Below are 22,130 nucleotides of genomic sequence, written 5' to 3' on the forward strand. Positions count from 1 at the left end.
ATGTCCGCAGCAGGCTGGTTTATCGTCTTGTTGGCTGTCGTGTTCGCCAACCTTCCGTTCGTGAACCAGCGCCTGCTGTGCGTGATTCCGCTCAACGGCGGCCGCAAGAGCGCCTGGTGGCGCCTTGCGGAACTCATCGTCTATTACTTCGTCATCGGCGCGGTGGGCAAGGCGCTCGAGGCGCAGGCCGGGAATATGTTCCAGCAGGAGTGGCAGTTCTATGCGATCACTGCCTGCCTGTTCCTCGTGTTTGCGTTTCCCGGCTACACCGTTCGCTATCTCGTCAAGTTTCGCTGATCCGCTGTATTGATCCTTCTTCAGCGGTTCTTCTTCACCGATCCGTATTCGCTGAGCCCTAGGGAGTCGCGCTGTGGCAGATGATCTTTCTCGCGCGGATGACGCCGCGCTGACTGAAACGCGTATCGACGGACAACAGGTCCACAAGGGCACGTTCCTCGATGTGTGGCGTGACCGTGTGCGGCTGCCTGATGGTGCCGAGGCGACCCGCGAATACATCGTTCACCCCGGCGCGGTGATGGTGCTGCCCGTGTTCGACGACGGTCGCGTGGTCGTGGAACGCCAGTTCCGCTATCCGGTGGGGAAGGTCGTCATCGAGTACCCCGCGGGCAAGCTGGATCCGAACGAGGATTCGCTGACGTGCGCGCGTCGTGAGCTCAAGGAAGAAACCGGCTATTCGGCCGACGAGTTTTTCTTCATTACGCGGATCAACCCGGTCTTTTCGTATTCGACCGAGTTTATCGATCTGTTTCTCGCACGCGGTCTGACCGCAGGCGAGCAGAACCTCGACGAGCACGAGTTTCTCGATGTGTTCACGACCGATATCGACCAGATGTTCGACTGGATTCGCTCGGGCACGATCACGGATGTGAAGACCATCATCAGCACCTTCTGGCTCGAGAAGATCCAGAACGGCTCGTGGCCGCTGGGTGCGCCGGCTGTCTGAGTGTGTGATCTGCCATGAAAGTATTTGACCTGCGCTGCGACGGCGACCATCGATTCGAAGGCTGGTTCGGCTCGGACGCCGACTACACGGAGCAGCTTGCGAAGCACATGATCGAGTGCCCGGTCTGCGGCTCGATCTCGATCGGCAAGCTGCCTTCGGCACCGCGGCTCAATTTGTCGGGAGCGACGGCGCCCGAGGATATTGCACCGGCGAAGTCGGGTAAGGGGACTGCGGGGACCGCAGGGGCAGCTACGCCTGCGACCGCACCTTCGTCGACGGCAGGTCAAGGCATCGCACCGGAAATCCTCCAGGAACTCGAACGCCGTTACCTCGAGTTCGCGCGTGAAGTGATTTCGAAGACCGAGAATGTCGGCGATCGCTTCGCCGAAGAGGCGCGCAAGATTCACTACGAAGAAGCACCGGCGCGCGGCATTCGCGGGATCGCGACGCCTGAGGAGCGTCAGGAGCTGATGGAAGAGGGGATCGAAGTCGTGTCCCTGGCGATTCCTTCCGCGCTGGATGGTCCTTTGCAGTGATCCGCTACGGTTGGCTGCGCCTGGCAGCAACCTGATCTGTCAGATCGCCCAAACCTTTCCGAATTTTCTGAAGCCCGTATAGCGCTCGTTTCTCGAAAGATTGCGTGTTGTCGCACCTGATTGTTGATCCGTGACTCGCTGAGTCCGGATTCGGTTGCGCAACCCATCCTTTCGCGAGGAGCCGTGGCCGACTATTCCCGATCCGTTTGTTCGCGTTCGCCACGCCTTGCGCGATGGCGCTCCTTTGTCGCTCGGCGGACTGTCATCCACAGGGGATCCGGCGCTCTACGACGGGATGCACTCGGTGTCGTCCTGTTAATGGTGACGAACGCCCACGTCGCACACGCACAAACAGCAAACACGCTGGGTGAGCAGGAGCAACGCCGCCGAGCACAAGAGCAGGCCACCCAGCGCGAACAGCAACTTCAGGCACCCAAGGTCGAGCTGCAATCGGCATCGCGGCCCGAGGCCGACGACGGCAGCGTGCCGCCGGAATCGCCCTGCTTCAAACTCGACGCCCTCACTATCGAAGTCCCCAAGGGACTCAGCCCACTCGTCGAAGCAGCAGGTACACGTGCGCTCTCGCCGAACCCGCTGTTTCCGGGCGAACTGAGCTTCATCAGCGACTTTCTCCAACGCTACCGCGGCCAATGTGTCGGCCGTGAAGGCCTCAACCTGATCGTGCATCGCGTGATGGTTCGCGTCCTCGATGCAGGCTATTCAACGACCCGTGTGGTGATCGCGCCGCAAGACTTGTCGAGCGGCGTCCTCAAGCTCGATCTGATCCCCGGCGTCATCAGCGATATCCGCTTCGCCGATGCAGCCACCTACGGCACCTGGCGTAACGCCTTTCCGACGCGTGCCGGCGACCTGCTCAATCTCCGCAGGCTTGAACAGGGCCTCGAGCAGATGAAGCGGGTGCCGAACCAGGACGCGGACATGCAGATCGTGCCCGGCAAGAGCACCGGCGAGAGCGAAGTGGTGATCACCGCCAAGCGCGAGAAGTTCTGGGCACTCTCACTGAGCGCAGACGACAGCGGACTCAAGTCGACCGGCCAATACCAGGCCACCGCGAGCCTTTCGATCTTCAATCCGCTCGGCCTGTCCGACATCTTCAACGTCAGCTACAGCCACGACATCAACGGACACACGAGCCAGTACGGCACGCATGGCAGCAACGCCTCGTATTCGATCCCGTGGGGCAACTGGACTTTCACGGCGACTGCAAGCCAATACGACTATCACCAGCAGATTGCCGGTGCCTTCAGCACGCTGGTATCGAGTGGTAACGCGAGGACCTTCGACGTCAAGGCCGAGTACCAGTTCTATCGCAATCAGGTTCAGAAGAACACGCTCGAGTTCCGAGTCGGCAAGTACTTCAGCGAAGCATTCGTCGACGGCTCGGAGCTTGATGTCCAGCACCGCGACAACAGCTTCGCGGAGATCGGCTGGGAACATAAGCACTACCTCGGACCGGCGCAGCTCGATAGCACGCTGGCCTATCGCTGGGGCGTGCGGTGGTTTGGTGCGCAGCCGGATCTGCCTGGCGTCGGTGCGGGCACACCGACCTACTACTACCACATCGAAACCTTCAACGCGACGCTGAACGTGCCGTTCTCGGTCGCAGGGGTATCGATGCGCTACACGGGTACCGTCAGCGCACAGAACTCGCCGAGCGTGCTGTATCCGACCGAGTACTTCTCGATTGGCAACCGCTACACGGTGCGCGGCTTCGACGGCAATACGACGCTCGCCGCAGAGAAGGGCGCGTTTATCCGCAATGACCTCGAGTTCCCAATCGCGCAGACGGGCCAAGCAGTCTACGTGGGCCTGGATGCGGGCGAGGTCTTCGGCCCACAAGCGCATGACCTTCTCGGCCGTCGCCTCGCCGGCGCTGTCGTGGGCCTGCGCGGCAGTCTCCTGCAGCACGCCAGTTACGACGTCTTCATCGGCGGCCCCTTGTACGAACCCGAAGGATTCCCGAACCACTGGCCAGTGGCGGGCTTCAGCGTGAGTTTCAAGCTATGAACAAGACGAATCGTGTCCGTGTGCTCTCCGAATGGATGGGTGTCGCGATGGATTGCGTCGGGCGCGCCCGACGGAAAACGCAGCCGCCTTCGATCACTGCGGGCGCTGACACCGCACGACACCGAGCGTCGTTTGCACGTGCAAACGTGCTTAACGGGTTCCTATTGCGCCGCGTTGCGCTTGCCGTGGTGTGCGTGCTCGGGATGCGGCCTGCGCGTCTCGACGCTCAAATCGTCGCGGCCCCCGGGGCTGGCAGCAAGCCCTTCGTCGGCGCCACCGCCAACGGTCTGCCGATCGTGCAAATCGCCACGCCGAACGGAGCCGGCGTGTCGAATAACGGCTTCGTGCAATACAACGTCGGCTCCAAAGGTCTGATCCTCAATAACTCGTTGGGGACTGTGCAGACCCAGCTTGGCGGCTATGTGACTGGCAACCGCAATCTGGTCTCGGGCTCGGCACGCGTCATCGTCAATCAGGTGGCGGGCGGCGTTCCCAGTCAGCTATTGGGCTACACCGAGGTCGCAGGACAGAAGGCCGAAATCGTCATTGCCAATCCAGCCGGCATTGTCTGTAACGGCTGCGGTTTCATTAATACGAATCCGGGCATCCTGACAACTGGCACACCGATCTATGGTGGCACGGGCAGTCTCGACGCGTTTCACGTGACCGGCGGTCAGATTCAGATCGGCGCGTCGGGGCTGAACGGCAACAATGTCGACGAGGTTGATCTGATCGCACGCAGCGTGGCGATCAACGGCAAGGTCTGCGCGAATCAGTCGCTCAATGTGGTGACTGGCAACAACGACGTTCGTCATGACGACCTGAGCGCACAGTCGCTCGGACCGGACGGCAACGCGCCAAGCGTCGCGATTGATGTCGCGCAACTCGGGGGCATGTACGCCGGGAAGATTCGTCTGGTCGGCACCGAAGCGGGTGTGGGCGTCAATAGCGCAGGAACCATCGAAGCCCAGTCGGGCGATCTGCAACTGACCAGTCAGGGGAAGATCAGCCTGTCGGGATCGACGACGGCGAGTGGCAACGTGTCGATCTCAGGTGCAGGCGACGTTGCTAACAGCGGCGCCATTTACGCAACGCAGACGACCTCGCTGAGCAGCCAAGGACAGGTAAGCAATAGCGGCATCGTCGCGGCGCTGGGCAATACGATGATTACCGGTGCGAGCGTGCGTTCATCCGGTGCTCTGGGAGCGGGCGTCGATCATACGGGTGAGGTTGCAGCCGACGCCAGTCTTGCGGTAGATGCGGCTGGCGCTGTGTCGAACGATCAGGGACAGATGAGTGCAGCCTGGCTTAGCGTGACGGCAGACAGCGTTTCGAATCGCGGCGGCACGTTGTCGCACACCGGCAGAGAGGACCTGCTCGTCGCGTTGAAGGGCGTCTTCGACAACACCGGGGGGACAGTCACTAGTCATGCACGGAACACAACGCTCCGTACAAGCAGCTTGACGAATGTGAACGGCACCATCAGCACCGATAGCCTCTCGCTGACGGCCTCGCTGATAGACAACCGCAGCGGTCAGATCACGGCATCACATGGTCTTTCAGTCGCAGCGAATACCTTGCAGGGCGGTGGCCTGTTGAGCGCGGCTGGCGATCTCACGCTGAGTTTGCAAGGCAACTTTTCGGTGGAATCGAACTACAGCTTCAAATCGGGCCATCTGCTCGCTTTCAAGTTGCCCGGTAGCTTCAGCAATGCGGGTGTACTCGCCGCAGTGAACGACCTGACGATCCATGCAGGGGACATTGCGAATTCAGGCTCTCTCGGAGCCGGGGGACAGCTGACAACCCAATCGAACTCGCTGACCAACACGGGTGCGATTGTGGGTAACAGCGTATCGCTGCACACCGCCCAAACACTGGCGAATCTCGGCACACGTGCGTTGATCGGTGCAACTGACAGCACGGGCAAACTCGAGCTGCTTGCTTCCCGGATCGAGAATCGCGACGACACGACGGCCATCGACGCTCCGGCCATGACAACGATCTATGGCCTCGGGCATGTGATGCTTGCCGGTGGCAAGGATGCGAACGGCAATTACGTCAACGCAAATCGGGTTCATAACCAATCCGGGGTCATTCAGTCGGGACGCGACATGTTGATCGCCGCGAATCAGGTGATCAATACACGGCGACTGATGGCCACAGGCGGCTTCACGTCAAATGTCGATCCTCGCGTGCTGACGAGCCAAGGGATCAGCCTGTCGGGGCGCACCGGGCAAGTCAACTTCAGGAATCCCGCGAGTATCGGCGGCGTCTACGTTGATCCACCCCATAACGGGCAGTGGAACAGCGACTATCAGTTCACGACCTACACCGGCGTCGCGATTGCGAGCACCGTCACATCGATCAGCCCCGAGTCGCGGATCGTTGCGGGCACCAACCTCAACGCGGCACGGGTCGGCACGTTCCAGAACTACTGGAGTCAGGTGGCCGCGGCCGGCAACATTGCGTCGCCCGCCATACTTGATCAGAACAGTTGGCAGCGTCAGACCGCACTCCAGGTCAAAGTCACGTACTCGGGCCAATATCACTACAACAACTACGACAACAGTGAGCATGACTGGCAGCTACCGTTCGGCAACGCGCGGTTCGTCGGAAAGCGTCCACGCGGCTATTCGCAGGTCGCACCGGCAGATGTTCGCACCTATGCGCTGCCGGCCTATGAGTCGAGCTTCACTGCGGGAAAAACGCTCAGCGGCACAGGCGTGTCGATTCACAACATCGCAGGCAACGCATCGATCACACCTCTTGGCGTGCATCCTGGGCAGGTCGTCGGCGTGGGTGCAGGGACAACCACGGGACACGAGCAGTCTGATGGGGCGGGCAACCCCATCGTTGCGCGCGCGACAGCGGGCAATCTGCTGAGCAACCTCACGTTGCCTGCGGGCGGCCTGTTTCACGTCAACAGAGCGCCGGGCGCCGCGTATCTGGTCGAGACCCATCCGGCCTTTACGAATCGACAGCAGTGGCTGTCGAGCGACTACTACTTCAGCCAAATGAGCGTGAACCCGGGCCAGATACAGATGCGCCTGGGCGACGGATTCTATGAGCAGCATCTCTTAGAAAACCAGATTCTGGCGATGACGGGTAAGTCGGTGCTCACCAATTACGCCGACACCCAGGGTGAGTACGAAGCATTGATGACAAACGGCGCCGCATTTGCGAAGGCCGTCGACCTGGCGCCGGGCACATCGCTCTCGCCCGAGCAGGTGGCGCGGCTTACGAGCAACGTCGTGATCATGCAGGAGCAGATCGTCGATGGCCAGGCCGTGCTTGTGCCCGTGGTCTATCTCGCGCAGGCGAGCCAGCAAAACATGGGTAATGGTCCCGTCATTGCGGCGACGAATATCGATCTGCATAACGCGCAGACCGTGATCAACGGCGGAACCATCAGTGCTTCGAATAACGTCTCGATCGACGGTCAAAGCATCGACAGCTCATTCGGTACCTTGGTGGCAGGCAATGCGATGGCGCTGGCGACTGCCAACGATGTCAACCTGACCTCGGCTACAGTCAATGCGGGCAGTCTTTCGTTGCAGGCGGGCGGGAATCTGATTCTGGATACCACAACAAGGACGGTAAGCCAGGTCAGTGCGACAGGCGCCACGCGTGCCTCGACGACGCTTGGGCGAGCAGCAAGTATCAATGTGACGGACGATGCGGCCATCGTCACCGGCGGCAACTTCGAGCAGAACGCGGGCACGCTGAACGTCGGTGGCGCGCTCGGCATGAACATTGGCGGCAACTGGAATCTCGGCGTGCAGCGGACCGGCGAGAAGAAGTTCGTCGCACGCGCGAACGGCGTGTCGGACACGCACATTGTCGGCAGCACAGGTAGCAGTGTGAACGTCGGTGGGGCCTCATCGATCGCAGTAGGAGGCGATTTGACGGCTGTCGGTGCGAGCATCCATCTCGTGGGTGGAGGCACCGTCGCTGCCGACGGCAATGTCTCGCTGCTTGCCGATACCTCGACGTCGACGGTGCACAGCACGAGCTCGGGTGACGACAATCGTCGCAGCTATTCGGAGAACATTGACACGTCGGACGATGCGGTACGTGCCACGGCGCTGCGAAGCGGCCAAAGCCTGAACGTTGTAGCAGGCAAGGACATCACCGTCACCGGGAGCACGCTCAATCTGACGCAAGGTAACGCGACGCTGGTGGCCGCAGGCAACGTGAACATCGTGGCTGCAGACGAGACGCACGTGTCCGGCATCAGCGAGCAGCACGAGCACAGTGGAGTGCTCAGTAGCTCAAACGCGACTCACCGCGTTGACCAAACGACGACCACCACGCGCAGCAGCACGATATCGGCGGACGGTGTGACGGTCGTGAGCGGCCGGGACATCGACGTCACAGGCAGCCATATCGTCGCGACAAACGACGTGGCGCTCGGTGGCAAAGGGCATGTCAACGTCCTCGCCGCAACGGACATCTACCGGGATTCCGAACGTCACGACGTCAAGCATTCGGGCTTCTCCGGCACGGGAGGACTCGGGATCACCTACGGCTCGACCGAGCAGAAGAATCAATACAGCGTGAACTCGGCCACGCAGAGCGCATCGCGTAGCGCCATCGGCAGCGTACAAGGCGATGTGTCGATCGCCGCAGATCAGGACGTTCATATCGGTGGCAGTGACATCGTTGCCGGCCGCGACCTTGAGCTAGTCGGTCAGAACCTCGACCTCCATCCGGGAAGCGATGCAACACAGGCGAGCATGAGACACCGAACGAGCCAGTTCGGTGTGACGCTTGCACTCGGCGGCGTTGCAGGCAGCGCAGCGTCAACGGTTGTCCAACGTGTTCAAAGGGCAGACGAGCCGAAGGACTCCCGCCTTGTAGCGCTCGAGTCTGTGCAGGCCGGCTTGGGCGTGTACGGTGCAGAGCAAGCGGTCGAACGCTATGTGGCGAATCGCGCAGCGCCTGGCGATCAGCCGCTTGTCAGCGTAACCGCAAGCGTTGGAGGGGGCTCCAGCCACAGTGAAGCGCAAAGTCGTTCGGTGGCTAGCAATGGCAGCACGCTGAACGCCGGCCATACGGTGACCTTGGTTGCGACGGGTAGCGGTGCGAACGACGCAAGCGGCTATGCGATCGACGGCGATATCAATGCGATCGGCACGCAGATCGCCACCACAAACGTTGCGCTGAACGCAGCACGCGACATCAATCTGCACAGCGCGCGGGATGCAAGCCAGCAGACGAGCAACAACAGCAGTAGCAACGCGAGCATTGGCGTCGGGTTCGGACTCGGTGGCCAGCAAAATGGCTTCACGATCGAGCTCGCGGCGAGTGGCGGCAAGGGTAATGCGAACGGCAGCAGCTTAGTAAACCGCGGCACGACGGTGTCGGCGAGCGACAAGCTGATGATCACGAGCGGACGCGACACGAACATCCGGGGAGCGGAAGCCTCGGGCAATACGCTTGATGTGAACGTCGGACGTGATCTGAGCATCGTGAGCTTGCAAGACACGAACACCTACAACAGCAAGCAAACGAGTGCCGGCTTCCAGGCAAGCCTGTGCGTTCCACCGATTTGCGTCGGCACGACTGTGACCGGGTCGGCGAACGCGAGTCAGCAGTCCATCAAGCAAAGCTTTCGGTCGGTCAGCCAGCAGTCCGGGCTCTATGCAGGTGATGGCGGCTTCACCGTCAACGTCGGCAACCATACGCAGCTAGATGGCGGTGTGATCGCAAGCACCGCTGGCGCGGACGCGAACAGTCTGTCGACGCAGACCCTTGGCTACTCGAATCTGCAGAACAGCGCGGACTATTCGGGCTCGACGATCGGGTTCAGCGCGAGCGGAGCAGCGGGTGTGACGTCGTCCGATAGCGTGAGCTTTGCGTCGCCTGTGACGCAAGCTGGAAGCAGTGGTCCAGGTCCGACCCACTCGCAAGGGCTGGGGCCGAGCGGCTTCGGCGCGGCTGTCGTAAGTGATAGCACCTCGGGGACGACGCACGCAGCGATCAGCGCGGGAACGATCACCGTTCGCAGTGATGCGGTCCCCGGACAGGACAGCGTGGCGGGACTGAGCCGAGATACGTCGAACGCGAATGGGTCCGTGCAGAACACGTTCAATGCACAGGCCATCGAGAACGACATGGCGGTCCAGCAGCAAACGACGCAAGTCGGAATGCAGGTGGTGGGAGAGGTGGCGACCCATCTGGAGGACAAGGCGAACCGGGCAGCGCTTGCTGCAGCGGCTGCGTTGACCGATGCACAAGCGTCTGGTGATTCAGACGCGATGACTCAAGCCTGGGCAAGCGTCGACGCAGCGGAGCACGACGCTGACCTATGGCGCAACGGTGGCGTCGGACGCATTGGATTGCACACGGTCGTGGCGGGTGTGGGAGCGGCGACAGGGGGAGGCAACGTCGTGGGTGCCTCAGGTGGCGCGTTCGTCGGCAGCATCGCGGGTAGTTATGTGGCCGACAAGCTCACAGACACGCCTGGCGGAACGCTCCTGTCGAATCTGGCCTCAGGTGCGACAGGAGCAGTTGGAGGCAGCGTATTGGGAGGGGCAGCGGGTGCTTTCGGAGGGGCGGGAGCGTCGCTAAGTGCTGATCTTTACAACCGGCAACTGCACCAGTCGGAGAAGGAGAAAATCAGGCAGCTCGCGCGGCAATACATTGACCAGCACGGCAGTTGGCTCTTGGTCAGTGATCCCGATCGTTTGGCTAACGTGATGTCGAAAATGGCGCTCGCGCAAGTCGATTCGGGTTACATGGCCTACCTGGTGAAGAGCGATCCGTATGTGGTTGTGTTCGCACACAGCACGGGTCTTTGGGAGTTCATGACGAGCCACACGCAAGGTGCAACGTTCTTCGACGGAACGGGCAATCACGCGTACTTCACGGCGACGCCCGCTGAGCGATCCGATTCTCAACTTTACCTGGCACCCGCTTCAACGTGGACCCCGGCCGACATCACCCAGTACGGGCGCGTGTTTGGTGCGCCGCCACCGATTGATCCAAGCGCGCTGGGTAAGACGCCTGCGGGAGCCGCACTAGCGAACGCGCAAATTAACGCCGGATATTCCTTTTACACAACTGTGTCCAACATTCTTGGCGCGGTGGGTGGAGAGCGAGGCGCGTTCGCACCTTCGTCTGCCAGATCAAGAAGCGCGCAGCCCGGCACTTCGACTGGGGGCAAAGATAAGGCGCAGCATCCTCATCCGGATTCGGTCGCCGCGAAGGAAAACAACTTTTACCGGGACGGAAGTAACTTGCCGGAATGGACCGCGGGCAAACCTCGTGACATGGCGATGAACGCGGCAGAACATTGGGCGAAGCACGGGGCCGAATTCCCCGAGATCCGTTCGCTCAATGAATATGTGGTCGCCGCCTCCTCTTTTGCGAAGAATCCGCCATCGGGGACACTGACCTACAAGCGAAAGAACGGAGATACCGTGCTATATGATCCGAAGCAAAATACGTATCTGGTGCGCAGGGCGGATGGGCTGCCCAAAACGATGTTTCGACCGGTCGATGGTATTGAATATTGGAATCAGACAAGGAGCAAATAGAACATGGATCGGTATGCGTGCCCTTGTTGTGCTTATCTTACTTTCGCATCAATACCTGACGGATCGTTTGAGATGTGTCCGGTGTGCTGGTGGGAGGACGATCCAGTTCAGTTGGATGATCCAGACTACGAAGGCGGAGCGAATCGAGTTTCTCTGAATCAGGCTCGACGTAATTTTAAAAAATGGGGGGCCATTGAAGAGCGTTTCCGCGATAAGACGCGGCTACCCGAGCCTGATGAAATGCCCGCCAAATGAAGTGCGACGTGCTGTGATTTGGCGTCATTTCTTGCGGTGGTGAATAATAAGTTTATGCGAAACCGCTGATAAACGAAAATAAATGGATATGCGTCATCATGCAACAAAAATGCGATATTTATCTATGTGAGTCTACCGCCAGTGATCGTCTCAAGTTCGTCTCTCTATTTGATGGTCAATTTCAGTATCGCAGTGATGTTGTGTATGTGGGTTATTTGGGAGTTCAAATCGACAGGGTAAAGCTCGTCGCGGTTGTGGCTGATCTTAGAAGGCACGGTATTTTGGGTTTTAGTGTGCCGATTAAATATCGAGACGACAAGCCGCTGTCGATGGACGCGGTATGGCATAAGGTTGAGGGGTACGCAAAATCTATTGGAGCTATCGCAGTAGGATCCCAGGTATCAAGTTCGCATGCTCCGCCTGTTTATTGGGGGTTCCAGCTTGTCTATGACGACGAATACGAAGAACAAGCTGGCGGTGTTGTAATGGTGGACCGGCTTGATGGCCACATATGGAGCGGGTCGGAGTACGAAGAATATATGTATGACTTCAATAATATTTTTTAAGTGATGCATGGGTGAAAGCCGATGCATCGCTCGATACTCGCACACGACGCTGCACGAATAGATGCTGCGCGCAAGCTCTCGGTAGGCTCGCTAGTTGTCAGATAGAGCCTCGACCGCTACGGGTCATTTCCGATTCGTTACGGTGACACGTGGGTACAACCATAGCCGTGACACTGCGATGCCAAGATTCGAATCTTGGCCACACTGAACCGCAGAATACGAATCATGGAATTGACGATTGAGAAATGGGGGCGTTCCGCGATCCTGCGCCTCTCTGATGTGATGCTTGCCGGGCTTAATGTTGAGCCTGGAGATACGCTCGTTGGCGACCTTGAGCGGGGTCGTTTGACGCTCAGACGCGGTCGACCCCAGTACACGCTGGAATCATTGGTCTCGCTCTGCGACGCGCACGCACCCCTTTCGGACTTCGATCGCGAATGGGAATCCATGAAGCCCGTCGGGCGCGAATAGGGGGCAGCGCATCCGTCGGCATGGTCGAGAATGCACTGCGCCGGTCTCAAACAATATTCGGCTCAGCCACGGAACAAGTTCGACGCGCGCGTCGACGCACCTATTCCGCGCTATTACTTAACTCCGCTTCCAGCCCCTCAAGTTTCTGCTCGCGTTCTGCCGACAGCTTGCCTACCGGCGGGCCGGCGAAGCGCTTGCGTACGCCGAGTCCGTACCAGCACAGCAACAACACCGCGATGAGCGCGACGATCACGTAGATGACTTTCTCGTTAGGCGGCTGAATGCCAACGTAGGCCAGAATCAATGCGCCTAGAACAGCGGCGATTGCGAAGGGCTTTGACCACATGCCAAGCTGGAACGGGCCTTTTTCGGTCCACGTTTTTCCTTCCGCAAAAATTCCGGCAGCTGTCGGCATCGCATACGAAATAAACAGGAATACCGCGCTCCCCGCGCTCAACACCGAGAACGCATCGCCATACAGCGTGACTACGATGGCGAGGATCGCCGATACCCAAATCGCAGTGCCCGGCGTGCGATGCGACGCGTTGATCTTGCGTAATTGCTTCGAGAACGGCAGTCCGCCATCGCGCGCAAAGGCAAACATCATGCGCGACGTCGACGTCACCGCGGCAAGCCCGCAGACGTAGTTGATAAAGAACATCAGCAGCTCGATTGTGATGCGAAACGGTGCGGGGATCGGCGCGAGGATCGCCTCAAAGAAACCCGTGCCTTGCTTCACCGCAGCGCCAATGTCCGGCATGACCAACACGAATGCGCAGACCATGACGTAGCCGAACAACGTCGACCACAGCACTGAACTCACAATGCCGCGCGGCACATTACGCGCCGCCTGATGGGTTTCTTCGGACGTGTGTGCCGAAGCGTCGAAGCCGGTGATCGTATAGGCGATCAACAGCAGGCCTGACAAGAACGCAAGACTCGTCGATTGCGTCGGCCACGAACTGCCATCGGTACCCGTGAAATTCGTGAAGGTCGTCAGCCGCGAGAAATCGACCTTGACCGGCGAGAACGCGATAAGCGATACCACCAGCAACACGGTCACGATAAAGATCAGATACCCCGACAGATCCGTAATCTTGCTTGTGATGCGAATGCCGCGGTGATTCAGAAACGCCTGCGAGCACGTGATGATCGTCAGGAAGATCGTCTGATCCCACCAGCCCAGCGAGTCCGGTTTGACGCCGAACATCGGCGCAATCAAGGTGCGGAAAAACGGATCCCACGTGCCAAAGTTGATCGCAGCAACGACGAACACAAGGCCGAGCAGATTGATCCACGCGGTCAACCATCCCCACGTCTTGCCGCCCAGAATCGAACTCCAGTGATAGAGGCCGCCAGCGGTCGGATACGACGACGCGATCTGCGCCATCGCGCACGCCACAATCAAGGCAAACAGCGAACCGAGCGGCCAACCCAGACCAATCGACGCGCCGCCTGCCGCACCCAGGCCGAGCTGAAACGAGGTAATGCCGCCAGACAAAATGCAGATCAACGAAAACGACACTGCGAAATTCGAGAACGCGCCCATGCGTCTCGAAAGCTCCTGCGCATAGCCCATCTTGTGAAGCAGCGAAACGTCGTTATCCGCTTCGGGAGGAGGTGCTGCCGTATTGATGTCCATATCGATCGGTCCTCAGGCTGTCGCAACCATGGATGGAAAGAGCAGGGGAAAGAAATCAGGCCGCCGTGAAGCAGTTGTCGACGAACAGGTGCGCGCCATTGACGAAGCTCGCGTCGTCGCTTGCCAAAAACAGCGCGGCACGGGCCACTTCCTCGGGCGTGCACAAGCGTCCTTGCTGAACAGCGAGTGCGGCTTCGCTTGCATCGAAGCCGTATTGCGCGAGCGCGGCGATTTCGCGTTGACCGTGAGGCGTGTTGATAAAGCCAGGGCATACGGCATTGCATCGAATGCCCTGCTGCCGGTATTCGACTGCAATCGCGCGCGCGAACATGGCGCAAGCGCCTTTGGTCGTGCAGTAAAGGACCTCGAGCGGGGTGGCTGCGGTCGATGAAATCGATGCCGTGCAGACGATCGATCCGCCTCCGCCCTTGAGCATGTGCGGCAGCACCGCACGCGTCATCGTGAACATGCTCTTGACGTTGACGTCCATGAGCCACTGATAGTCGTCATCCGTCGTATCGAGAAACGGTTTGACGATGATGCTGCCCGCATGATTGAACAGCACATGGATCGTGCCGAATCGCTTCACGATCTCGCTGACCGCAGCTTCGACCGCATCGGTCTTTGCGACATCTGCCTTGAAGAACTCTGCGACGCCGCCGTGCGATCGGATCTCTTCGACGACGTGTTGACCGGCCGTCTCGTTGATATCGACGACAGCGACCTGCGCACCATGCTCGGCAAACAATAGCGATGCCGCGCCGCCGCATCCGGTCGCACCACCCGACACGATGGCCACTTTGCCCGCGAGCTTGCCCGCTCCAAAATCCGACTTGCCCATTCGATTCCCTCGCCGTTTTTATACTTTCGTTACGCTAGGCGCATGGGATTTTGCGCACTATCCCATTTTGGCAATCGCACGCTCGGGGTTTTCGGGGCTTTGCGAGGATTTTTGGTCGTTTACACTTTCTTTGCGTTCCGCCTGCCCAGGAGGACTTATGTTCGTCGACTTGACGGGCCGCGCTGGCGTCGATATCCGCTGCTGCCGCAGCATCGACGAGCAGGCGGCTCTGCTCGAAAGCTGGAATCAGACGTACTGCCAGATCTCGCGAGGCGCCTTTGACGGGTCGGTCAGTTCGATTCGCGCAGGTGCGCTGCTGGTGCTCGTCGAGCGGATGAACCGGTCGGTGTTCCAGCGCGGCTGTGTTGACCCACGCCGTTTTGCGATTGGTATCCCATTCCAGCTCGAAGGCCATTCACTGCTGTGCGGGCAGTCGAGTCACCGCGACGGGCTGCATCTGTTTTCGGGCGCGGACGGATTCGAGTTTCTCTCGCCCGACAAGCATGTCGTGGTCAATCTCGAGATCACGGTCGATGAGCTTGCGGATCCGACGCTGCGCGCGGCCATGGAGCACGTGCGCGAGAGCCTGGGCCCACGGCCCGGCGTGATCGAAGCTGACCGGACACGCCTGCATGCGTTCCGCACGACGCTTGCGTGGCTGCTTGATGCTGTGCTGGTTTCGCCGGCGATTCTGGCCGATCCCCGAACACGCGCGAGCTTTGAGCAATCTGTCGTGCTCGGCCTCGCAGACCTCGTCGACCATATCGCGCCGCAAGCCGAGTCAGGCTTGCTGACCGCGATGCCGCGCAACTGGAAGCTCATCGGTGCTGCACGCGAGCTCATCGAAGCCTCGCCTGACTGCCCGTTGTCGGTTGCTGAACTCTGCGCCCGGCTCGGCGTGAGCCGGCGCACGATTCAGTATGCGTTCGAAGATGTGATGGGCATGAATCCGGCCTCGTACCTGCGGACCATCCGCCTCGATCATGTGCGCAAGGAGCTGCGCGTTGCAGATTCGGTCACGGATGCTGCGACGCGCTGGGGCTTCTGGCACTTCGGCCATTTTTCGAACGACTATCGCGAGCAATTCGGCGAACTGCCGTCCGAGACGTTGCGGCGATTCAGGGGAAGTGTGGCACACACGTCGTGAAGCGATGCTACGGTTCGGTGATTGCGTGGGCGGTTAAAGGATACTTCTGCACCACGGCACCACGGCACCACGGCACCACGGCACCACGGCACCACGGCACCACGGCACGCTTCAGCCGCGTGCTCCCGCCTTTTGCGCGTAGTGCCAACCCAGTTCCGCCATGGGCCGAGCCGAGCGCCCCGCGTCGAGTGCTTGCTTGCTCGACGCCGTGCCTTCGACGACGCGCTTCATGATGCCCTGCAGGATGCCGGCCATACGAAACAGGTTGTAGGCCAGATAGATATTCCAGTCGCCGGGGATGTCGAAGCCGGTGCGTTCACGATAGCGCGCGATATAGGCCGCCTCGTCGGGTATGCCAAGTGCACGCACGTCGACACCGCCGATGCCTCGGAACTGTCCGGGCGCGATATGCCAGGCCATGCAGTGATACGAGAAGTCGACAAGCGGATCGCCGATCGTCGACAGCTCCCAGTCGAGCACGGCCAGCGCACGCGGTTCGTCGCGTGCGAACAGCACATTGTCGAGGCGGTAGTCGCCGTGCACGATGGCATGCCGATCGGCGCCGTCGCGCGCACGTTCGGCGGCAGCCGGTAGCCAGTCGATCAGGCGGTCCATCGCGTCGATCGATTCGGTTTCGGACGCGCGATATTGCCGGGTCCACCGCGCGATCTGGCGATTCAGGTAGTCGCCGGCTTTGCCGTAGTCAGCGAGGCCGATCCCGTTCACATCGACGGTATGCAGCGTTGCAATGACGCGGTTCATTTCGTCGTAGATCGCCGCGCGTTCGGCATTCGACAACCCGGGGAGGGCAGGGTCCCACAAGACGCGCCCGTCGACGTACTCCATCACATAGAACGCGCGCCCCAGCACACTCTCGTCGTCGCACAGGGCGAACATCTCCGCGACAGGGACCTCGGTATCGGCGAGCGCGGACATGACGCGGTATTCGCGCTCGATTGCATGCGCCGATGGCAGGAGCTTCGAAACCGGTCCGGGCTTGGCGCGCATCACATACGTGCGCTCTGGCGTCATGAGTTTGTAGGTCGGATTGGACTGACCGCCCGCAAATTGCTCGATCGAGAGCGGGCCGCGGTAGCCGTCGACGTGCGTGGTCAGCCATGCATCCAGCGCCTCGCTATCGACGCGATGCTGCGCCGATACGGGGCCGCTACCTACAAACGCGGAAAAGTCTGTGCTCATCAGTCTCCTCGCTTAAGCAAATGCAGGCGCGTGATGTCGGCGTTCGACGCCGACGTCTTCGCGTCGTCCCGTCGTCAACTCAGGCCGACGCCGGTCCCCAAGGCGTGCCACACAGTCCAGGAGGCAACGCATCGCAATGATGTGGACACCTCTGGGACTGCGTCGATATCGCTCTATCGGAGCCGTGCCACCAGCGCATCGCCTTCGGCCTGCATCTGCGATTGCAAATCCCGGCCGGGCGCATCTTCGAGCAGACGCTTGGCTTCCGAAAAGATGCCGCTCGGACGCTGTCCGATTTCCGTCGCCCAATCGATCGCCGTCTGCAAGGCGTGACCCTGCTCGCTCAGCTTGTTGACGATGCCGGCCGCGTAGAGGCGCGCCGCTTCGATCGGTGCACCGGTCAGTAACATTTCATTGGCGAGCGCCCGAGGTAACTCACGTGCCGCAAACCACGACGCGCCGCTGTCCGGCAACCATGCCTGCTCAGTTTGCGGCAAACCAAAGTGAGCCGATTCGTCGGCGACGATGAAATCGCATGCAAGGGCCAACGAGAGCCCCGCGCCTTCCGCATGTCGCTCGACCGCGGCCAGAACGGGCTTGCTGAACGTACGGAGCGCGTCAAGCAGACCCGCGAAGCTCGTGATTTGCGACGCGAGCGCTGCCTGCGCCGGCTGGCGCCGTTCGGCCAGTTCGCGCAGGTTCGGCGTGACGCTGATCAGTCCATCGAGTCCGGCCACGACTACGGCGCGGGTTTCGTCGTCGCGTTCGGCGACGTCAAGCGCTTCAATAGCCGATGCGAACACATCGGCCGTCAGCACACGCCCGCTCGGATTGGAGATCGAAAGGACCCAGGTGGTATCGACTTGTTTGGCCTTGAGTTCTGCGCTCATGTTCTTTGAAGGTCAGGTCGGGTCGGATTGGGTCGAATGGGGTCGTCGGGGTACGGATGGGTACGGTTTTGCGGGCTCGCGTTCAACTCACAGCTTGGCCAGCCGGCTCAACGCTTCGTCGAGCGTCGCTTCCTTCTTGGCAAAACAGAAACGGACGATGCCCGACTCGTGCGGCGAGTGATAGAACGCGGAAACCGGAATCGCGGCGACGCCGATCTCGGACGTCAGCCATTTTGCAAACTCGGCCTCGGGCAGATCGCTGATCGCCGAATAGTCGACGCACTGAAAATAGGTGCCGTCGCAGGGCAGCAGCTTGAATCGGGTGCGCCCAAGGCCCGCGCGGAAGTGATCGCGCTTGCGCTGATAAAACGCCGGCAGGTTCAGATACGGCGCCGGATCGGACATATAGCGCGCGAGTCCGATCTGCATCGGGGTATTGACGGTGAACACATTGAACTGATGGACCTTGCGGAATTCGGCCGTCAACGCGCGCGGCGCGGCGACGTATCCGACTTTCCAGCCCGTCACGTGATAGGTCTTGCCGAAACTCGATACGACGAGGCTGCGCGCGGCGAGATCCGGGTAGCGCGACACGCTGGCGTGCGGCTGACCGTCGTAGACCATGTGTTCGTAGACTTCGTCCGACAGCACAAGGACCTGGGTATCACGCAGGATGTTCTCGAGTTGCCGCATATCGGCGTCGCGCCAGATCGTGCCGGTCGGGTTATGCGGCGTGTTGATCACGACAAGGCGCGTGCGCGGTGTAATCGCGGCTGCCAGTCGGTCGAACGGGATCGCATAGTCGGGCGCTTCGAGCGACACGAACACCGGCGTGCCGCCGGCCAATTCGATGGCGGGCAGATAGCTGTCGTAGTTCGGCTCGATCACGATCACTTCGTCGCCCGGATGGACGACCGCGAGGATCGAAGTCAGCAGGCCTTGCGTTGCGCCGGCCGTGACGGTGATCTCGGTGTCGGGATCGTAGGCGTGTCCGTAGATCGCACCGATCTTTTTGGCGATCGCCTGCCGCAGCGGAGCCGCGCCGGCCATCGGCGGGTATTGATTGAAGCCGTCACGCATGGCTTCCGACACGGCGTCGACGATGCGCGGGTCGCAATCGAAATCGGGAAAACCTTGCCCGAGGTTGACCGCGCCGCGCTCGGTCGCGAGCGCCGACATCACGGTGAAGATGGTCGTGCCGACGTTCGGCAGACGGGAGGTCAGGCTATCGGCTGAGAAAGTGGCGTGTGGCTGAGCGTTCATGGCGGCATGAGATTCGGCAACACGGCAAGTATGCCTCAGTTGCCCGTGGCGGTTTTGTCGTCGCGCTGGGTAAATGCGGCGGGTAAGCCAATCGCGAAACCGAAATCGCGTGCGATACGCTTGGCCATGCGCAGGAGTTCGCGATCCTTCGATACGAGCCAGTCGGCACCCGCGCGGTGCGCGAGTTCGAGGAACTTCTGGTCATCGCGGTCGCGGCATTGCGGCAGCCGTGGTCCGGGCGTAGGCGCGGCGGATGCCGGCGGCGTATCGGATGCGGGTGGCGCATTGGATTCGGACGGCGCATCGGATGCGGGTAGGTCGGGTGGGGCGATCAATGTCGTCCAGCCATCGACCTGCGCGAGCGCGGCCTCCTTGTCGATCGCAAATCGCTCGAATTGGGGGTAGTCGAGCACCCGGGCAAGCTCGGCCCGGCACCGCGCATCGATGACGGCGTCAATGCGCCGGTCGGCAAGCGCCGCGGCGATCGGGCGCGTGTGGGGGTCGTCGAAGACAAGGATGTCGATCCAGACATTCGAATCGAGCACGACGCGGGTCAAGCCTTCGGCAGGATGAAAACTCATTCGATACAATAAAGGCCGTCATGTTTGGCCGCTGATGCGGCTCGCTTCCCGAATGATAATCGTTCTATCCCCGGCAAAATCGCTCGATTACGACTCTGAGCCGCACACCCAACGGCATTCCTTACCGCAATTCGTCGACCACTCGGCAGAACTTGTCGAGACTTTGCGCGGCCTGTCGCCCGCGTCGATCGGGTCGCTGATGAGCATTTCCGACCCGCTCGCGAATCTGAATTTCCAGCGCTACCAAGACTGGACGCCGCATTTCAGCCCGGCAAATGCCAAGCAGGCAGTGCTCGCGTTCAACGGCGATGTCTATGAAGGGCTCGATGCGCGTTCGCTTGCAGAAGCCGATCTGGACTTCGCGCAGCAACACGTGCGCATTCTGTCCGGTCTCTATGGCGTGCTGCGCCCGCTCGATCTGATGCAGCCATACCGGCTCGAGATGGGCACGCGCCTTGGCAATGCGCGAGGCCGCGACCTTTACGCGTTCTGGGGCGATCGCATCACGCATGCGCTCAACGGCGAGCTCGGCGATCGTGATGGCCTCTCGCGTGCGGTCGTGAACCTGGCCTCGGAAGAATATTTCAAATCGGTCCGACCGAAAAAGCTCGAGGCGCCCGTGATTACGCCGGTGTTCGAGGACTTCAAGGGCGGCCGCTACAAGATCATCAGCTTCTACGCCAAGCGTGCGCGCGGCATGATGGCCCGCTACGCGGTGCTCAACCGGATCAGGCATCCGAACGCGCTCAAGGATTTCGACACGGACGGCTATGCGTTCGCACCGAATGTCTCGAGCGAGCAGACCTGGGTGTTTCGCCGGCGTCTTGCGCAGTAAGCTGGCGCTGGCCCGCACCCAGAGCGTTACGACGAGCCTGGAGTTGCTTGCCTCGGCATCTCGCGCCGAAAGCAGGGCGCGCCGACGGCCCGATAGGGTGGGCCGGCGTGAGCCTGCGTTTTGCGCGGATAGTAGCGTTCTGCGGCGAGTCGGCCGACAATGCGGGCTACTGTCCTGCACGAGGAATTCATGACACTGAGCATTACGAGCCGTTTCGACGGCGGCGCCGTCGAGGTCATCTCGGCTGAGCGCGCCGACGATGTCCGCCTGCGCGTGCGTCCCGATACGCAAGCCGATTTCGCCCAATGGTTTTATTTCCGGGTCAATGGCGGGCGTGACCAGGCGTGCCGGTTCGTGTTCGAGAATGCATCGGCCTGCGCGTTTCCCGAGGGCTGGCGCGACTACGAAGCGGTCGCGAGTTACGACCGGCTCGACTGGTTTCGCGTGCCGACCTCGTACGACGGCGAGCGGCTGACCATCGAACATACGCCTGAATGCGACACGATCTACTACGCGTACTTCGAGCCTTACGATGAATCGCGCCACGACGTCGTGCTCGGCCACCTGCAGCAGCACCCGCTCGCGACGCTGACCGATCTCGGGCAGTCGATCGAAGGGCGCCCGATGGAACTCCTGCGCCTGGGCGATGCGGACCCCGCGAAGCCCAACATCTGGATCATTGCGCGTCAGCACCCTGGCGAAACCATGGCCGAGTGGTTCGTTGAGGGCCTGCTCGGACGGCTGACGGCTCAGGGGGACTGGTCGGAAGACGACACGCTCGGCGAAGACCTGTTGTCTCGCGCGACGTTCTATATCGTGCCGAACATGAACCCCGACGGGTCGGCGCTGGGCAATCTGCGCACCAATGCGGCCGGCGCGAACCTCAATCGCGAATGGATGAACCCCGATCTCGCGCGCAGTCCCGAGGTCAAGGTCGTGCGTGACGAGATGCATCGCGTTGGCGTCGACATGTTCTTCGATATTCACGGTGATGAAGCGTTGCCCTATGTGTTCGTCGCAGGCAGCGAAATGCTGCCGGACTTCACCGAAGAGCAGGCGAAGCGTCAGGCGGCCTTCATCGAGGCGTTCAAGCAAGCCGCGCCCGATTTTCAGGACGTCCATGGCTACAAGGCCGACAAGTACCGCGAAGACGCACTGTCTCTGGCGTCGAAGTATGCGGGGCATGCGTTCGGGTGTTTGTCACTGACGCTCGAAATGCCGTTCAAGGACAACGCGAACAGCCCGGATCCGGAAGTCGGCTGGAACGGCGCACGCAGCGCTGCACTCGGGGCCGCGATGCTTGAGGCTGTTGCGGCACAGCTGGACGCTTTCTCGAAGGTGTGAGGCGCGACGCGCCGATGATGGCGCGC

The 22,130-nt window shown here is 60.8% G+C and carries 17 protein-coding genes; 11 read left to right on the plus strand and 6 right to left on the minus strand.

The annotated features are described in order from the left end of the window. From ACMFWR_RS07505 to ACMFWR_RS07540, 8 genes are all read left to right on the plus strand, one after another. On the plus strand, positions 1-297 hold the full coding sequence (locus ACMFWR_RS07505; RefSeq protein ID WP_413194371.1) for a DUF2818 family protein: 297 nt from the start codon (positions 1-3) through the stop codon (positions 295-297). 73 nt (positions 298-370) lie between these two features. Further along, positions 371-964 (plus strand): NUDIX domain-containing protein, encoded by a 594-nt coding sequence (locus ACMFWR_RS07510; RefSeq protein ID WP_413194372.1) that lies wholly within the window; start codon positions 371-373, stop codon positions 962-964. Between the two features lie 14 nt (positions 965-978). Beyond that, positions 979-1,500, plus strand: a complete 522-nt coding sequence (locus ACMFWR_RS07515; RefSeq protein ID WP_413194373.1) for a DUF1178 family protein — start codon at positions 979-981, stop codon at positions 1,498-1,500. Between the two features lie 318 nt (positions 1,501-1,818). Further along, a complete protein-coding gene (locus ACMFWR_RS07520) occupies positions 1,819-3,528 on the plus strand; it encodes a ShlB/FhaC/HecB family hemolysin secretion/activation protein (RefSeq protein ID WP_413194374.1) in 1,710 nt (569 codons plus the stop codon). Continuing rightward, complete coding sequence (locus tag ACMFWR_RS07525; RefSeq protein ID WP_413194375.1) at positions 3,525-11,069, plus strand: hemagglutinin repeat-containing protein; 7,545 nt, start codon at positions 3,525-3,527, stop codon at positions 11,067-11,069. The genes ACMFWR_RS07520 and ACMFWR_RS07525 overlap by 4 nt, the downstream gene beginning before the upstream one ends. A gap of 72 nt (positions 11,070-11,141) precedes the next feature. Further along, positions 11,142-11,324, plus strand: coding sequence for a CPCC family cysteine-rich protein (locus tag ACMFWR_RS07530; protein WP_413194814.1), 183 nt, complete (start codon positions 11,142-11,144; stop codon positions 11,322-11,324). A gap of 98 nt (positions 11,325-11,422) precedes the next feature. Continuing rightward, on the plus strand, positions 11,423-11,890 hold the full coding sequence (locus ACMFWR_RS07535; protein WP_413194376.1) for a hypothetical protein: 468 nt from the start codon (positions 11,423-11,425) through the stop codon (positions 11,888-11,890). 225 nt (positions 11,891-12,115) lie between these two features. Then, positions 12,116-12,361 (plus strand): PbsX family transcriptional regulator, encoded by a 246-nt coding sequence (locus ACMFWR_RS07540; RefSeq protein ID WP_413194377.1) that lies wholly within the window; start codon positions 12,116-12,118, stop codon positions 12,359-12,361. A gap of 100 nt (positions 12,362-12,461) precedes the next feature. Here ACMFWR_RS07540 and ACMFWR_RS07545 read toward each other — a convergent pair whose 3' ends face one another. Both ACMFWR_RS07545 and ACMFWR_RS07550 read right to left on the minus strand, forming a co-directional pair. After that, positions 12,462-14,003: an amino acid permease gene (locus ACMFWR_RS07545; protein WP_413194378.1), complete on the minus strand. Its 1,542-nt coding sequence runs from the start codon at positions 14,001-14,003 to the stop codon at positions 12,462-12,464. 55 nt (positions 14,004-14,058) lie between these two features. Further along, positions 14,059-14,844, minus strand: coding sequence for an SDR family NAD(P)-dependent oxidoreductase (locus tag ACMFWR_RS07550; RefSeq protein ID WP_413194379.1), 786 nt, complete (start codon positions 14,842-14,844; stop codon positions 14,059-14,061). 157 nt (positions 14,845-15,001) lie between these two features. On the opposite strand from ACMFWR_RS07550, the gene ACMFWR_RS07555 reads away from it, so the two are divergent. Continuing rightward, complete coding sequence (locus ACMFWR_RS07555; RefSeq protein ID WP_413194380.1) at positions 15,002-15,991, plus strand: helix-turn-helix domain-containing protein; 990 nt, start codon at positions 15,002-15,004, stop codon at positions 15,989-15,991. Between the two features lie 111 nt (positions 15,992-16,102). On the opposite strand, the gene ACMFWR_RS07560 is transcribed toward ACMFWR_RS07555, so the two are convergent. From ACMFWR_RS07560 to ACMFWR_RS07575, 4 genes are all read right to left on the minus strand, one after another. Next, on the minus strand, positions 16,103-17,191 hold the full coding sequence (locus tag ACMFWR_RS07560) for a phosphotransferase (RefSeq protein ID WP_413194381.1): 1,089 nt from the start codon (positions 17,189-17,191) through the stop codon (positions 16,103-16,105). 173 nt (positions 17,192-17,364) lie between these two features. Then, on the minus strand, positions 17,365-18,081 hold the full coding sequence (locus tag ACMFWR_RS07565) for an enoyl-CoA hydratase-related protein (RefSeq protein ID WP_413194382.1): 717 nt from the start codon (positions 18,079-18,081) through the stop codon (positions 17,365-17,367). Positions 18,082-18,168: 87 nt separating this feature from the next. Then, complete coding sequence (locus ACMFWR_RS07570; protein ID WP_413194383.1) at positions 18,169-19,344, minus strand: pyridoxal phosphate-dependent aminotransferase; 1,176 nt, start codon at positions 19,342-19,344, stop codon at positions 18,169-18,171. A 35-nt stretch (positions 19,345-19,379) separates the two neighbouring features. Next, positions 19,380-19,925 carry a putative toxin-antitoxin system toxin component, PIN family gene (locus tag ACMFWR_RS07575; RefSeq protein ID WP_413194384.1) on the minus strand — a complete coding sequence of 182 codons (546 nt, stop codon included), beginning with the start codon at positions 19,923-19,925 and terminating at the stop codon, positions 19,380-19,382. Positions 19,926-19,977: 52 nt separating this feature from the next. Between ACMFWR_RS07575 and yaaA the strand changes: the two genes are divergently transcribed. Beyond that, entirely contained in the window at positions 19,978-20,760 is a 783-nt protein-coding gene (gene yaaA, locus ACMFWR_RS07580) for a peroxide stress protein YaaA (protein WP_413194385.1), read from the plus strand. Positions 20,761-20,949: 189 nt separating this feature from the next. Further along, complete coding sequence (locus tag ACMFWR_RS07585; RefSeq protein ID WP_413194386.1) at positions 20,950-22,104, plus strand: M14-type cytosolic carboxypeptidase; 1,155 nt, start codon at positions 20,950-20,952, stop codon at positions 22,102-22,104. Positions 22,105-22,130: the final 26 nt, after the last annotated feature.

The sequence above is a fragment of the Pararobbsia alpina genome (genome assembly GCF_965118125.1).
GTDB classification, from domain to species: domain Bacteria; phylum Pseudomonadota; class Gammaproteobacteria; order Burkholderiales; family Burkholderiaceae; genus Pararobbsia; species Pararobbsia alpina_A.